A 13488-nucleotide genomic window follows, 5' to 3' on the forward strand; every position below is an offset into this window, starting at 1 on the left:
GCGGAAAATCGCCTTAATGAATGGCGACCGTGGTCAGGTCGTTTTCCATGGCGCCGGCCAGCGCGCGATCGCGCGCATCCGAAAGCAGGATCGGCTGGCCGTTGGCGGCAAACAGCGCCCACAATTCCATGCCGGGCGCGATTTCGCCAATGCCCGGGAAACGGCCGAGCAGTTCCTCGCTCGTAACCTTGCGCAGATAAGCGACCGAGCCCTCGCCGAGATGGGCGAATTCACCGCTGGTCATGGTGGGATTTTGTGTAGGATTTTGGTCAGTTCTGGTCATTTCAAGCCTCCTTGGCGCGAGACGCCGCCCTGGTTCTGGGCAGTAGGCCATCCCGCATGAGAGCCATCGGCAAAGATCAGTCTTTCACCGATATGTTTATTTTCCGTACCAGCCGCTCGGACTCGGGCCGATCGAGATCGATCGACAAAAGGCCGTTCTTCAGCTCCGCCGCAATCACCCGCATGCCGTCGGCCAGCACGAAGCAGCGCTGGAATTGGCGTGCGGCGATGCCGCGGTGAAGAAATTCGCGCTCGGTATCGTCGGTCTGACGACCGCGCACGACCAACTGGTTTTCCTCCGTGGTGACATCGAGATCGCTTTCGGCGAAACCGGCGACAGCGAGCGTGATGCGCAGCCTTTCGGCCTTGCCGTCGGCGCCGCTGAGCCGCTCGATGTTGTAAGGAGGATAGCTGTCACCGGATTTCGCCAGGCGCTCCAGCGTCTTTTCCATGGCGTCGAAACCCAGGAGAAGCGGGCTGGAGAAAGGCGTCATTCGGCTCATGTTACATTGTCCTCTCAAGAGCGACATAAACTGGAAAAACCCAGATGGCATTTTTCCCGATGGTCTTGATATGGTCCGCCCCACGACCAAGTTCAAGCCATCAAAACACCCGCCCAAAAAGACCACGTCGTGGACTCACAAGAATGATCGACATGGCGCTTGAAACGGCAGTGAGATGCAAGGAGAAGCGCTGCGCCGGGATTCGTCCCCCGGGCGGAGCGGTTCGGCAGCTCAAGGCCGGTTCGGTGCGTTTCGCATGCTCGCTCGGACGCATGAGCTCATGGCCAAACAAGGAATTGAAATGCCCCAAACACGCAAGATCATCATCGACACGGATCCTGGCCAGGACGATGCCGTCGCCATATTGCTGGCGCTTGGCAGCCCCGAGCTGGAGATCGTCGGCATATCAGCCGTAGCCGGCAACGTGCCGCTGAACCTTACCGAAAAGAACGCCCGCAAGATCTGCGAACTGGCCGGCCGACCCGACATCAAGGTCTATGCCGGCGCCGTCCGTCCCCTGGCGCGTGAACTGGTTACGGCCGAGGCGGTGCATGGCCAAACTGGCCTCAACGGGCCACAATTGCCCGAACCGACGATGAAGCTGCAGGATAAGTACGCCGTCGATTTCATCGTCGAGACGCTGATGAAGGAAGAGAGCGGCAGCATCACGCTGTGCGCTCTCGGGCCGCTCACCAATATCGCGCTGGCGCTGATCCGCGAGCCGAGGATCGCGCCGCGCATCAAGGAAATCATCCTGATGGGCGGTGGCTTCTTCGAAGGCGGCAATGTCACGCCGGCGGCCGAATTCAACATTTATGTCGATCCGCACGCGGCCGAGGTGGTGTTGAAATCCGGCATTCCGATCGTGCTGATGCCGCTCGACGTCACCCACAAGGCGCTGACCACCGCCAAGCGCACCCAGGCCTTTCGCAAGCTCGGCACCAAGGTCGGTACCGCAACGGCCGAGATGCTGGAGTTTTTCGAGCGTTTCGACGAGGAGAAATACGGCACCGATGGTGGGCCGCTGCATGACCCCTGCGTCATCGCCTACCTGTTGAAACCGGAGCTGTTCAAAGGCCGCAACTGCAATGTCAGCGTGGAAACCAGCTCGGAACTGACCATGGGCATGACCGTGATCGACTGGTGGGGCGTCACCAAGCGGGAAAAGAACGCCAAGGTGATGGGCGACATCGACCATGACGGCTTCTTCGCGCTGTTGCTGGAACGGCTGGGGCGGCTTTAAATCCGCCTCCTTACCTTCTCCCCTTGCGGGAGAAGGTGGCCTCGCGAAGCGAGGCCGGATGAGGCTGTTCCAGGGAACGCCAGCGCCTCACTCCGTCACGCCCCCCCAACCGTCTCGGCGCTGCGCGCCGATCCACCCTCCCCCACAAGTGGGAAGGAAAGGCGGCGGTGCTTACTTCGACCGCGAAAACGCCAGCCACAGGCCGCCGCCGACCATGAAGCTGCCGCTGATCCTGGACAGGAGCTTGACGCGGCGAGCGGACAGGATGCGACCGGCGCGGCCGGCGGCCAGCGCATAAGTCGAATCCGACATGGCGGCGAAGATCATGGCGGTGAGGCCCATGACGACGATCTGCAGCGAATAATTGCCTTGCGGCGCGATGAATTGCGGAAAGAAGGCGCCGAAGAAAATCAGCGTCTTCGGGTTGCTGAGCGCCACCAGCAGGCCCTGCAGGAAAAAGCCGCCGCGCGGCTTCCGCACCGTTCCGTCGGCGTTCAGCTTGCCCTTGGACCGGAACATCTGCACGCCCATCCAGATCAGATAGGCGGCACCGATCAGCCGCACCCATTCGAACCAGTGCCCCATGCCCGATATCAGCGTGTTAAGGCCGATGCCGACGATGGCGATCATGACCGCCAGGCCGGCCTGCGTGCCGGCGACATTGGCCAAGCCGGCGCGGGCGCCATGACGGATGCTGTTGGCGATGATCAGCGTGACCGTCGGCCCTGGCACCAGGATGATGACGACGCACGCAAGGACATAGGCGGCATAGAGTTCCAGCGACATGATTTTTCCCTCGGGCAGAATGCCGCCTGTGCGGCGCCACAATCAATGCATGGCGGCGATGCCGGTGCAAGCCGGCACATGGAGCCGCGCGATACGCAGATGCACCGGATTCAGGCGCCGGACGGCCACGGCAGTGTCGTCTCATAGGCCGCCGCCGCCTTCAGCACAGCCATGTCGCCACGCGGCCGGCCGATCAGTTGCATGCCCATCGGCCGGCCTCTGGCGTCGAAGCCGACCGGCACGCTGACGGCCGGGCAGCCGCCCATGGTGGCGGGCGCCGAAACCTGCATCCAGCGGTGATAGCTGTCCATCGGCCGGCCGGCGATCTCGCGCGGCCAATGGGTGCCGACGTCGAACGGAAAGACTTGCGCGGTCGGCAATGCAATCAGGTCGAAGCGGTCGAACAGCGACAGCAGCGTCCGGTACCAGGACGTCCGGACGACCGAGGCGGCGCGAATCCGAGGCGCCGTCAGGAGTTGCGCGTTCTCCACCTCCCAGACGGCTTCGGGCTTCAACAGGGCGCGCCTGGCAGGATCGTCATAATGCACTTTCAGCGCGCAGCCGCTGCTTGCCTGGCGCAACGTCACGAAGGCCTGCCACAAGGCCTCGAAATCAAAATCCGGCACCAGTGCCTCGGCCTTGAACGAGGCCTCCCCGAAGCGGTCGAGCGCGGCCTGGCAGAGCTCGAGGATGCCGGGCTCCATGGGCAAATGCCCGCCCAGATCGCCGAGCCAGGCGACACGGCCGCCTTTGGCGGGCATATGCAGGCCTTCGAGGAAGGAGCCTTGTTTCTCATAGGACAAGGGTGCGCGCGGATGATGGCCCGCCTGCACGTCGAGCAGCAGCGCCATGTCGCCGACATTGCGACCCATCGGCCCATCGACGCCCATCTGGGCATGAAAGACCTCGACGTCCGGGCCGCCGGGGACGAGCCCCTGCGATGGCCGGAAACCATAGACATTGTTCCAGGCGGCTGGATTGCGCAACGAGCCGCCGAAGTCGCTGCCGTCGGCGACGGGCACCATGTCCAGCGCCAGCGCCACCGCGGCGCCGCCGCTCGAGCCGCCGGCGCTCAAATCTGGATCAAAGGCGTTCAGCGTCGGGCCGAACACGGGATTGTAGGTGTTGGAGCCGAGGCCGAATTCGGGAACGTTGGTCTTGCCGATGATGATGGCGCCGGCCTTGCGCATGCGCTCGACGAAGAAATCGTCCTCCTGCGGCACGAAATCGGCGAAGATCGGCGAGCCGAAGGAGGTGCGCAGGCCGCGGGTCATTGCGAGATCCTTGACCGCGATCGGCAGGCCGAAGAGCGCACCGGCCCGGTCCGGACGGGCATCGGCTGCGTCGGCCTCGCGCAGGATATCGCTACGATCGCGCAAGGAAACGATGGCGTTGACGAGCGGGTTGACGGCTTCGACGCGGTCGAGGAATGCCGTCACGACCTCACGTACCGAAAGTTTCCTTTGCCGGATCGCGTCGGCCAGCTCGACGGCGGACAGGCGGCAGATGTCGCCGGTCGGTGGCGCGGCATGCTTTGTCTGGGGGCGCATTCTGGTCGTCTCAGCGGGATTTCAGGAGTGCCTGGTCGACATCGGCGGCCAACGGGATGGCCGGCTGGGCGCCCGGCTTCAGGCATGCCAGCGAGCCGGCCGCGCCGGCCCGGGCGAGCGCCTGTTCGAGGGGCAGGCCCGACGACAGGCCGGCGGCGAAATAGCCGCAAAAGGTGTCGCCTGCACCAACCGTATCGACCGGGGTGATCTTCAATGCGGGAACCGTCAGGGAATCGGTCGGCGTCGCCGCCATCACGCCGTCGCCGCCGAGCGTGACGACGATGGTGCGGCCGGTTTTCCCGGCAAAGTCGCGCATCCGTGCCGCGCGGTCGCGCCCGCTCAGCGACAGCACCTCGCCATAGAGGTCGAACTCGGTCTCGTTGGCGACGACGTAGTCGGCCTTGTCGAGCAAACCGGCCGCGTCGCGATGGAAGGGTGCGGTGTTGAGCACGGTGACGGCACCGGCCGCGCTTGCCTGATCGAGCGCGGCTTCGACGGTCGCAAGCGGGATCTCGTGTTGCAGGAGCACGACATCGCCTTTTCCGGGGAAGGCCTTGGACAGGTCGCCGGGCAGCACCGAGGCGTTTGCACCCGGCACCACGGCGATAATGTTCTCGCCATCGTCGCCGACCATGATCAGCGCGGTGCCCGTCGAGGCAAAAGTTTCGGCCACGCCAGACAGATCCACCTTGGCCTGGCGCAGCAGCGCCAGGGCCTCGCCGGCGAAACTATCCTTGCCGACGGCTCCCACCATGCGCACCTTTTCGCCGGCGCGCGCGGCGGCCAACGCCTGGTTGGCGCCCTTGCCGCCGGGCGCGGTGGCGAAACCGGAGCCGCTCACCGTCTCGCCAGGGCTCGGCAAGCGGTCGACATTGGCGATAAGGTCGAGATTGATCGAGCCGACGACGATGATCAAGGAATGCCTCCTCATGAATGAGCGGGAAGCTATCCTGTAAGATCGTTGCTTTCCAGTGCATGCCGATATGGCAAGCGCCGCGGTGCCGCGTCATGCGAGTCATCGGGGCGTCGTCGTTTTCCACGTGACAATGCCGGCGGCAGGTCGCCGGCGTTCCCGATTTCAAGAGGTGACCTGTCCCGCCTCCCAGCCCAGAATGGCGCGCTTGCGGGTCAGGCCCCAGTGGTAGCCGGTGAGGTCGCCGGATTTACCGATGGCGCGGTGGCAAGGCACCACGAAGGAGAGCGGGTTGGCGCCGTTGGCGGCGCCGACGGCGCGGCTGGCGCTCGGCGCGCCGATGCTGGCGGCGATCGAGGAATAGGTGCGAGCCTTGCCCATCGGAATCTGGAGCAAGGCCTCCCAGACGCGAACCTGGAAGTCGGTGCCGATCATCACGACATGCAGCGGCTGGTCCGGGCGCCACAGCGTCGGGTCGAAGATGCGCGCGGCGTAGGGACCGGTCGCGGCCATGTCCTCGACATAGACGGCATTCGGCCAGCGGCTGGACATATCCGCGAAAGCAGCGCGCTCCTCGCCCGGATCGCTGAAGGCGAGGCCTGCAAGCCCTCGGTCGGTGGCCATGATCAGGGCGGTGCCGAATGGCGAGGTATGATAGCCATAGCGGATGGTGAGCCCGGCGCCGCGCGTCTTGTAGTCGCCCGGCGACATCGCCTCATGGGTGACGAACAGGTCGTGCAGCCGGCCGGGGCCGGACATGCCGAGCTCGAACGATGTTTCAAGCAGCGGCATGCCGGAATCGAGCAGCCTGCGGGCATGGTCCAGCGTCACCGCCTGCAGGAAAGCCTTGGGCGAAAGGCCGGCCCAGCGTGTGAACAGCTTCTGCAGGCCGGTCGGCGTCTCGCCGACCTCCTCTGCAAGCTCCTCGAGGGAAGGCTGATCGCGATAGTCGAGGCTGATCTTCTCGATGGCGCGGCGCACGATTTCGTAGTCGTTGCCTTCGGGCGTGATGTCCTTCTTGAGGACTGCTGTCTGGGTGCTCATGGGAATTCTCCTTGAGCCGGAATATCAGCCCTTGGGGCGCCGATCGCCACCCGAAACTTGCCTTCTTGCGGCGCATACCCAGATAAACTCTGGTTTTCGAGCCCAGGAGTCGCCATGGCGGGTGAAAAGGTAAATCTCGCCGGCGCGAAAGAAACCTTGCTGATGACGCTCTACGGCAAGGCGCTGGAAAGCCGGATGCCCCATTCGCTGCTTGGGGATCGTTTCGCCGACGAGGCGGTGCGTAAGATCGACTATGATTTCTCAAGACTCAAGGTCGACAGCAATCTCGGCATCGGCCTGGCGATCAGGGCAAAGACGCTGGACGTCCGCGTCGAGGAGTTTCTGGCCAGAAATCCTGATGCCATCGTGCTGCATCTGGGGTGCGGGCTCGACACGCGCATCTTCCGGGTCAATCCGCTACCAGGCGTCGACTGGTTCGATGTCGACTATCCGGAAGTCATTGAACTCAGGCGCAAGCTTTACCCGCCGCGCGACCGCTATCGCCTCATCGCTTCGTCGGTAACAGAGCCGGACTGGCTGGCTGAAGTGCCCCGCAACCGACCGGCCATCGTGGTGGCGGAGGGGCTGACGCCCTATCTTCCGGCCGAGGAAGGGTTCCGCCTGTTCTCGCGCCTGGTCATACATCTTGCCGGCGGCGACCTGATCTTCGACGCTTACAGCGGTTTCGGCCTGAAGCTGCTGCGCCTCAATCCGGCGATCAGGGCGACAGGCGCCGAGGTCCACTGGGCGATCGAGGATCCGCGCGAACTGGAACTGGCTGTCCCGAAGCTGCGATTCATCGAAGACATTCCGGCCTATGGACCTGAACACGCCGCCCGCATGGGCTGGTCCGCGCAGCTGTTCGTTCGGCTTTGGAAATACATTCCTGCACTGCGCAAGATCGGCAGGCTTTTGCGCTATCGCTTCTGAAACGTCGTACCCTTGTTCGACGCGGTCCGGACGCAGCTGTTCGGCTAGCGCGCCTTGGCGGTGGCGAGCGCACGTGAAAAGGCGGTGGCGAAGCTTTCGCGGGAATCGGGGTCGAGAAAGCCGCCGATCGCCACGTTTTGTCCCTGCGCCTCGACCGCCATCCGGGTGATGCCGATTTCGGCGTGACGGGCGACCGAAAAGCGCGCCCAGAACGGGTTGAAGCGGTGCGCTTCCGATTTTCCCGACGGCGCGGTCTTGCGGATATCGAGGCTGGTGCGCGAGATCGACACCTCCTCGCGGGCGCGGCCGGCACGGTAGTTCATGCGGAAGGCAATGTAGACGGCGACAACGTCCAGACCGAAGAAGCCGAAAACCGGCCAGGCGCCGCGCGACAGGAAAAAAGCCCCGGTCACCAGCCAGCCGAACAGCAGCGCGCCCATCAGCACGGCGAAGCCGGTCTTGCCCAGCGACCGGTGCGGGGTCAGCAAGGCGCTGAAGAAGGGTTCGTCTGCCTGGAACGAGGCGTTTGTGTCGTTCATATCTGGATATTATAGGAAGGAAATGGCAAGCCCCAAGTCCAAAGTACCCGCACAATCCGAAAAGAAGCCACTGCCTGGACGGCGCGACGGCTCGAACGCCAAGCCGAGCCCCAGGCCGGCCCGATCCAGAACGCTCTACAGTCCGGCGGAGGTGCACGAGATTTTCCGGCGCTTTGCCGTCCAGCGGCCGGAGCCGAAGGGCGAGCTCCAACATGTAAATCCCTTCACCCTGCTGGTGGCCGTCGTGCTGTCGGCGCAGGCGACCGACGCCGGCGTCAACAAGGCGACGCGGGCGCTGTTCAAGATCGCCGATACGCCGCGCAAAATGCTGGATCTGGGTGAGGCCAGGGTCGGCGACTATATCAGGACCATCGGTCTGTGGCGCAACAAGGCCAAGAACGTCATCGCGCTGTCGCAGGCATTGATTCGCGATCATGGTGGCGAGGTGCCGGACAGCCGGGACGAACTGGTCAAATTGCCGGGGGTCGGGCGCAAGACCGCCAATGTCGTGCTCAACATGGCCTTCGGCCAGCACACGATGGCCGTTGACACGCACATCTTCCGTATCGGCAACCGCATAGGACTGGCGCCCGGCAAGACGCCCGAACAGGTCGAGCAGGGGCTGTTGAAGATCATTCCCGACGAATATATGCGCCACGCGCATCACTGGCTGATCCTGCATGGCCGCTACGTCTGCAAGGCGCGCAAGCCGGATTGCCCGGCCTGTGTCATCGCCGACCTCTGCAAGGCGCAGGAAAAGACGACCAGCGTGCCGGCGCCGCTGGTCGAGATCGCTCCGCTCGAGGAAGCGAGCGGAATTCAATAAGTTAACTCTCCTCCACAAACACCTCTTCGCGCTTCTTCTTGACCGCAGGCAGGAAGACGATGACGAGCACGGCGAGCGCAATGAGGAGCAGGCCGGCGCTGATCGGTCTCGTCACGAAGGCGCTGGGATCGCCACGCGACAGAATCATGGCCCGGCGGAGATTTTCCTCAAGCAGGGGGCCAAGCACGAAGCCGAGCAGCAGGGGCGCGGGTTCGCAGCGCAGTTTGGTCAGGAGATAGCCGAGGAAGCCGAAAAAGGCGACGGCGTAGAGGTCGTAGACATTGGTGTTGACGCTGTAAACGCCGATCGAGCAGAACGCCATGATGATCGGGAAAAGCACGTAATAGGGGATCGTAAGCAGCTTCACCCAGAGCCCGATCAGCGGCAGGTTCAGGACGATCAGCATCAGGTTGCCGATCCACATGGAGGCGATGATGCCCCAGAAAAGCGCCGGCTGTTCGGTCGCGACATTCGGGCCGGGCACGATGCCCTGGATGATCATCGCGCCGATCATCAGCGCCATGACCGGATTGGCTGGAATGCCGAGCGTCAGCATGGGGATGAAGGAGGTCTGCGCGCCGGCATTGTTGGCCGATTCCGGCCCGGCGACGCCTGCGATCGCGCCCTTGCCGAATTTTTCCGGGTTTTTCGACACGCGCTTCTCGACCGTGTAGGAGGCAAAGGCCGCGAGGATCGCGCCGCCTCCCGGTAGGATGCCGAGCGCTGAACCGATGATCGTTCCGCGCACGATGGGCGCCGCCATGCGCCTGAAGTCGTCGCGGGTGGGCATGAGCCCTGAAACCTTTCGGATCATCACCGAGCGCTCATGCTCGTTCTCGAGGTTGCGCAGGATCTCGGCAATGCCGAAGACGCCGACCGCCACGGCGACGAAATTCAGCCCGTCGGCATATTCGGGGATGCCGAGCGTGAAGCGCGGTGTGCCGGTGTAGATATCGGTGCCGACAATGCCGAGCAACAGACCGAGCACGACCATCGCCAGCGCCTTGACGATCGAACCGTGCGCAAGCGCGACCGACGAGACGAGGCCGACGACCATCAGCGAAAAATATTCGGCCGCGCCGAACTCCAGCGCGATCGAGGTCAGCGGCGGGGCGAAGATGGCGACGAGGAAGGTCGACACCGTGCCGGCGAAGAACGAACCGATCGCCGCGATCGCGAGTGCCGCGCCGGCGCGGCCGTTCCTGGCCATCTGATAGCCGTCGATCGCCGTGACGGCCGAGGACGATTCGCCGGGCATGTTGATGAGAATGGCCGTGGTCGAGCCGCCATATTGCGCACCGTAATAGATGCCGGCGAGCATGATGAGGGAGGAAACCGGGTCGCCGATCTGAAAGGTGATCGGCAAGAGCATGGCGATGGTCGCGGTGGCGCCAATTCCAGGCAGGACGCCGATCAGCGTGCCAAGAAGGACGCCGATCAGGCAGAAACCAAGGTTCGTCAGCGATGAAGCGGTCGAAAAGCCGAGCGCCAGATTGTCGAGGAGCTCCATGCTCATCTCCTCACAATGGCAGCCATGGGCCAAAGCGTCGGAACGGAAGGCCGAGTGCGTAGCTGAAGACGAAAAATGCAAACAGGGTCAGGCCAGCCGACAGCACGAACGCGGTCAGCGGTTTCATGTGGCCGCTGGCGAACGATGCGATCAGCGCCGTCAGGAAGATTGACGGAATGAAGCCAAGGCCGCGCACCGTCAGGCCGAAGAAGATCGGAGCGGGAAGGATGAACAGCGAGCCGCGCCACGCAATGTAGCCGATCGGATCGCCCTCGAATCGCACCGCCTGGAAGAGGATGACGAGGCCAAGCAGGATCAGCACGATCGCCAGCACCAGCGGGAAATAGCCCGGCCCCATGCGGAAGGCGGTGCCGATTTCCAGGCCGAGCGACTGCAACGCGAAAAATGCGCCGAAAACGATGAACAGCGCAGCGCATATGCCGTTCGTCCTGTCGATTGCGAAAGCCTTCATGACATTCCTCCCAAGCTGCGGGCGCGCGACGATACCGAAGCGAAAACGGGGCGCCGGCGGCGCCCCGTTCAAAACTCAGTCGGCGTATTGGCCGGCGGCTTCGATGATCGGCTTCCAGCGCGCGATCTCGTTTTCCAGCTTGGCCTTCAGCGCGGCCGGCGTCGCGTCGGCCTGCGGCGACGGCCTGGTGCCGAGCTCGGCGAAGCGGGCGGCGACGTTCTCGTCCTTCAGCGCGACCTGCAGGGATTTCGACAGCCGTTCGGTGATCTCCGCCGGAGTGCCCTTGGGGGCATAAAGACCGTGCCAGATGCTGATCTGCACGTCGGGAAGGCCGACTTCCGTCGTCGTCGGGACATCGGGCAGCACATCGAGGCGCTCCGGCGAGGTGACGGCGTAAGCCTTGATCGTGCCGCCCTGGATCTGCTTGGTGGTGTTGGTCGTCTGGTCGCACATGATGTCGACCTGGCCGCCGAGGAGATCGGTCATGGCCGGGCCGGTGCCCTTGTAAGGGACGGTGACCAGCGGCGTCTTGATAGCGCTCATGAACAGCATGCCGCAGAGATGCGAGGCAGCACCTATGCCGGCATTGGCTACGGTGACGCTATCCTTGTTGGCCTTGGCGTACTCGACCAATCCCTTCAAATCGGCCGGCTCGAGGTCCTTTCGGCCAACGATGGTCATTGGGACCTCGGTGACGAGGCCGACATATTCGAAGGCGTTCAGCGTGTCGTAGGCGAGCTTTCGGTAGAGTGTGGCACTGGTGGCCATGCCGATGTGATGGAGGAGCAGGGTGTAACCGTCCGGCTCGGCCTTCGCGACGCGGCCAGCGCCCAGCGTGCCACCGGCGCCGCCGACATTCTCGACGATGACCTGCTGGCCGAGATCCTTGGACATGGCTTCCGCGACAAGACGCGTGACCGTGTCGGTCGGGCCGCCGGCCGCAAACGGCACCACGACGGTGATGGTGCGTTCGGGATAGGTTTGCGCGCCTGCGGCGACCGGATAAAGCGTGACGGCCACGGCGGCAGCCAGAGCGGCGACAAATCTTCTCATCGTGATTTCCTCCCAGAGCTTAAATCTTCAACCGCTGCGCGGAGTTCTCCTCGACACCGGCTGCACGGGTACAACTAGGGCAGGCTAACAGATTGCAATCGTACTCAAATGGCAAAGTGCTGATATCCGCAACCGTTCTGGCATGCGATCCATGAGGCGGCCGGACCATCGGAGGAACGACTGTCCCGGCTGGATCGGGGCACGCCAAGCGCGCGCCGTCTGTCTGGAAGATGATCCGCCCGGCCTGGCCCTTGCTCGCGGCCGGTGATTTGCTAGGTGCTTTGCAGGTTTGAGCGAGGGCGACCCATGAACCATCACGACACAAGCGGCGTTCCGATTATCGAAACGACGCGCGCCATCCTGCGAGCGCACCGGCTGGAGGATTTCGACGCCTATGTCGCCATGTGGGCCGATCCGGTCGTCACCCGCTTCATCGGCGGCAGGCCGCGCACGCGGGAAGAGAGCTGGATGCGCTTCCTGCGTCACGCCGGGCTCTGGTCGTTGCTCGGCTACGGTTTCTGGGCGATCGAGGACAAGGCGACGGGCCGTTTCGTCGGTGAGGCCGGGTTTCACGACCTCAAGCGCGATATGGAGCCGCCGATAGAGGGCATTCCGGAGGCCGGGTGGGCGCTCGCTCCGGCCGCCCACGGCGCCGGCCTCGCCACCGAGATCGTCAGCCGCGTGCTTGGCTGGGGCGACGAGACCTTCGGACGTGGCAAAACCGTCTGCATCATCGACCCCGAAAACACCGCTTCCTTGAACGTGGCGACGAAGTGCGGCTACCGGGAGGTGGCGCGGACCATCTATCACGAAACCCCGACCATCCTGCTGGAGCGGTTGGCCTGAGCACTCGCCAAGTGCCTAAAGCGCGCGGCGTCGAAACGGATTCATGCGCTGCGCTTAGCTTTCTTGTTTTACGTCGTTCTCCCAAAGCCGAGGTCCCTTTGGGCGGCATGCATTAGCGGTCGTTCCGCAAGGGCGTCGAAATGATCCGAGAACGCCGTCTGCTCCTGATAACCGCGCCGGGACTGGCATTATCCGTTTGCACCGCGGCTTCGCGAGCCGCTTCATCGAGCATCGAGGCATCCTCGCCGAAGGCGCGGGTGGCGCGGGCCGCAGCCTCGAGCAGCGGCCGCCGCATGCGCCGCAGGAAGGCCGCGTTGACGCGTGTGCTCGGGCCGGCCAGGGTCAAGGCGCCGAGCAGAACCCGCCCAGGCCCGAACACCGGCGCCGAGACGCCCGCCGTCTGCGGGTCGCGGTCGCCGATGGCGAGGCAGTTGCAGGTCTTGCGGATGGTTTCGTAGGGTTCGCCCGGCTGTCCGGAAAACGCCGCCAGCACACGCCCGCCGGAGCCCACCAGCAACGGCAGGACGTCACCCTCGCGAATCGTATAGCGGATAGGATGCTTGGACTCGACGCGATAGAGACAGGTGCGCACGTCTCCCGACCGGACATAGAACGCAACGCTTTCCCAGCTTAGCTCGCAGAGATCGCGCATGATCGGCAGCAGGATGTCGACCGCCACGACCGACCGCTGATAGAGCGCGCCGAGCCGGAAGCTGGCCGGTCCGATGCGGTAGCGGCCGTCGTCCAGGCGCTCGAGCAATTGTCCGCGCAAAAGCGAATTGGCCAGGCGCAGAATGGTGCTCTTATAGAGGCCGGTTCGGGCCGCGATCTCGGAAAGGCTGAGCGAGCGGTCCGCCGTGGTGAATGCATCGAGGATGGCAATGGCCCGGTCAAGCGCGGCAACACCGTCGGCTGACGCGCTCCGGATTTCGATGCCAGCTGGTTTGCCTGCCGAATTCATTGGTCCCCAGTCGAACAAAGGTCGAGCGGC

The 13488-nt window shown here is 64.0% G+C and carries 15 protein-coding genes; 4 read left to right on the plus strand and 11 right to left on the minus strand.

From position 1 onward, the window contains the following. Positions 1-13: 13 nt before the first annotated feature. Positions 14-283, minus strand: a complete 270-nt coding sequence (locus FJ942_RS04025) for a DUF1150 family protein (protein WP_140500195.1) — start codon at positions 281-283, stop codon at positions 14-16. Between the two features lie 76 nt (positions 284-359). Further along, on the minus strand, positions 360-785 hold the full coding sequence (locus tag FJ942_RS04030; protein WP_013893014.1) for an Hsp20 family protein: 426 nt from the start codon (positions 783-785) through the stop codon (positions 360-362). Between the two features lie 301 nt (positions 786-1086). Here FJ942_RS04030 and FJ942_RS04035 point away from each other — a divergent pair, with 301 nt between their 5' ends. Next, positions 1087-2028, plus strand: coding sequence for a nucleoside hydrolase (locus FJ942_RS04035; protein ID WP_140584710.1), 942 nt, complete (start codon positions 1087-1089; stop codon positions 2026-2028). Between the two features lie 171 nt (positions 2029-2199). Here the strand turns inward: FJ942_RS04035 and FJ942_RS04040 are convergent, their stop codons facing one another. From FJ942_RS04040 to FJ942_RS04055, 4 genes are all read right to left on the minus strand, one after another. Beyond that, positions 2200-2814 (minus strand): LysE family translocator, encoded by a 615-nt coding sequence (locus tag FJ942_RS04040; protein WP_140897260.1) that lies wholly within the window; start codon positions 2812-2814, stop codon positions 2200-2202. Between the two features lie 110 nt (positions 2815-2924). After that, a complete protein-coding gene (locus FJ942_RS04045) occupies positions 2925-4364 on the minus strand; it encodes an amidase (protein WP_140672254.1) in 1440 nt (479 codons plus the stop codon). A gap of 10 nt (positions 4365-4374) precedes the next feature. Then, positions 4375-5280 (minus strand): ribokinase, encoded by a 906-nt coding sequence (locus FJ942_RS04050; protein WP_140897261.1) that lies wholly within the window; start codon positions 5278-5280, stop codon positions 4375-4377. A 162-nt stretch (positions 5281-5442) separates the two neighbouring features. Further along, a complete protein-coding gene (locus tag FJ942_RS04055) occupies positions 5443-6321 on the minus strand; it encodes a bifunctional helix-turn-helix domain-containing protein/methylated-DNA--[protein]-cysteine S-methyltransferase (RefSeq protein ID WP_140549513.1) in 879 nt (292 codons plus the stop codon). Between the two features lie 114 nt (positions 6322-6435). Here FJ942_RS04055 and FJ942_RS04060 point away from each other — a divergent pair, with 114 nt between their 5' ends. Next, a complete protein-coding gene (locus tag FJ942_RS04060) occupies positions 6436-7251 on the plus strand; it encodes a class I SAM-dependent methyltransferase (RefSeq protein ID WP_140632955.1) in 816 nt (271 codons plus the stop codon). Between the two features lie 44 nt (positions 7252-7295). On the opposite strand, the gene FJ942_RS04065 is transcribed toward FJ942_RS04060, so the two are convergent. Next, positions 7296-7790 (minus strand): DUF2244 domain-containing protein, encoded by a 495-nt coding sequence (locus FJ942_RS04065; RefSeq protein ID WP_140897262.1) that lies wholly within the window; start codon positions 7788-7790, stop codon positions 7296-7298. 22 nt (positions 7791-7812) lie between these two features. On the opposite strand from FJ942_RS04065, the gene nth reads away from it, so the two are divergent. Beyond that, a complete protein-coding gene (nth, locus tag FJ942_RS04070) occupies positions 7813-8616 on the plus strand; it encodes an endonuclease III (protein ID WP_140897263.1) in 804 nt (267 codons plus the stop codon). A 1-nt stretch (position 8617) separates the two neighbouring features. Here nth and FJ942_RS04075 read toward each other — a convergent pair whose 3' ends face one another. The 3 genes from FJ942_RS04075 to FJ942_RS04085 form a co-directional block, all read right to left on the minus strand. Further along, positions 8618-10126 (minus strand): tripartite tricarboxylate transporter permease, encoded by a 1509-nt coding sequence (locus FJ942_RS04075; RefSeq protein WP_140879541.1) that lies wholly within the window; start codon positions 10124-10126, stop codon positions 8618-8620. Positions 10127-10136: 10 nt separating this feature from the next. Then, positions 10137-10598 (minus strand): tripartite tricarboxylate transporter TctB family protein, encoded by a 462-nt coding sequence (locus tag FJ942_RS04080; RefSeq protein WP_140897264.1) that lies wholly within the window; start codon positions 10596-10598, stop codon positions 10137-10139. Between the two features lie 75 nt (positions 10599-10673). Further along, positions 10674-11651, minus strand: coding sequence for a tripartite tricarboxylate transporter substrate-binding protein (locus tag FJ942_RS04085; RefSeq protein WP_140897265.1), 978 nt, complete (start codon positions 11649-11651; stop codon positions 10674-10676). A gap of 306 nt (positions 11652-11957) precedes the next feature. On the opposite strand from FJ942_RS04085, the gene FJ942_RS04090 reads away from it, so the two are divergent. After that, positions 11958-12497 carry a GNAT family N-acetyltransferase gene (locus FJ942_RS04090; RefSeq protein ID WP_140560257.1) on the plus strand — a complete coding sequence of 180 codons (540 nt, stop codon included), beginning with the start codon at positions 11958-11960 and terminating at the stop codon, positions 12495-12497. A 112-nt stretch (positions 12498-12609) separates the two neighbouring features. Here FJ942_RS04090 and FJ942_RS04095 read toward each other — a convergent pair whose 3' ends face one another. Beyond that, positions 12610-13458, minus strand: coding sequence for an IclR family transcriptional regulator (locus FJ942_RS04095; protein WP_246679651.1), 849 nt, complete (start codon positions 13456-13458; stop codon positions 12610-12612). Positions 13459-13488 lie beyond the last annotated feature (30 nt).

This window comes from Mesorhizobium sp. B2-4-2, assembly GCF_006442845.1.
Classification (GTDB): Bacteria; Pseudomonadota; Alphaproteobacteria; order Rhizobiales; family Rhizobiaceae; genus Mesorhizobium.

What these genes read in the sequence shown, in the direction of transcription:
- FJ942_RS04025 (WP_140500195.1), bottom strand. Translation starts at nt 283, where the DNA reads ATGACCAGAACTGACCAAAATCCTACACAAAATCCCACCATGACCAGC.
- FJ942_RS04030 (WP_013893014.1), bottom strand. Translation starts at nt 785, where the DNA reads ATGAGCCGAATGACGCCTTTCTCCAGCCCGCTTCTCCTGGGTTTCGAC.
- FJ942_RS04035 (WP_140584710.1), top strand. Translation starts at nt 1,087, where the DNA reads ATGCCCCAAACACGCAAGATCATCATCGACACGGATCCTGGCCAGGAC.
- FJ942_RS04040 (WP_140897260.1), bottom strand. Translation starts at nt 2,814, where the DNA reads ATGTCGCTGGAACTCTATGCCGCCTATGTCCTTGCGTGCGTCGTCATC.
- FJ942_RS04045 (WP_140672254.1), bottom strand. Translation starts at nt 4,364, where the DNA reads ATGCGCCCCCAGACAAAGCATGCCGCGCCACCGACCGGCGACATCTGC.
- FJ942_RS04055 (WP_140549513.1), bottom strand. Translation starts at nt 6,321, where the DNA reads ATGAGCACCCAGACAGCAGTCCTCAAGAAGGACATCACGCCCGAAGGC.
- FJ942_RS04060 (WP_140632955.1), top strand. Translation starts at nt 6,436, where the DNA reads ATGGCGGGTGAAAAGGTAAATCTCGCCGGCGCGAAAGAAACCTTGCTG.
- FJ942_RS04065 (WP_140897262.1), bottom strand. Translation starts at nt 7,790, where the DNA reads ATGAACGACACAAACGCCTCGTTCCAGGCAGACGAACCCTTCTTCAGC.
- nth (WP_140897263.1), top strand. Translation starts at nt 7,813, where the DNA reads ATGGCAAGCCCCAAGTCCAAAGTACCCGCACAATCCGAAAAGAAGCCA.
- FJ942_RS04075 (WP_140879541.1), bottom strand. Translation starts at nt 10,126, where the DNA reads ATGGAGCTCCTCGACAATCTGGCGCTCGGCTTTTCGACCGCTTCATCG.
- FJ942_RS04080 (WP_140897264.1), bottom strand. Translation starts at nt 10,598, where the DNA reads ATGAAGGCTTTCGCAATCGACAGGACGAACGGCATATGCGCTGCGCTG.
- FJ942_RS04085 (WP_140897265.1), bottom strand. Translation starts at nt 11,651, where the DNA reads ATGAGAAGATTTGTCGCCGCTCTGGCTGCCGCCGTGGCCGTCACGCTT.
- FJ942_RS04090 (WP_140560257.1), top strand. Translation starts at nt 11,958, where the DNA reads ATGAACCATCACGACACAAGCGGCGTTCCGATTATCGAAACGACGCGC.
- FJ942_RS04095 (WP_246679651.1), bottom strand. Translation starts at nt 13,458, where the DNA reads ATGAATTCGGCAGGCAAACCAGCTGGCATCGAAATCCGGAGCGCGTCA.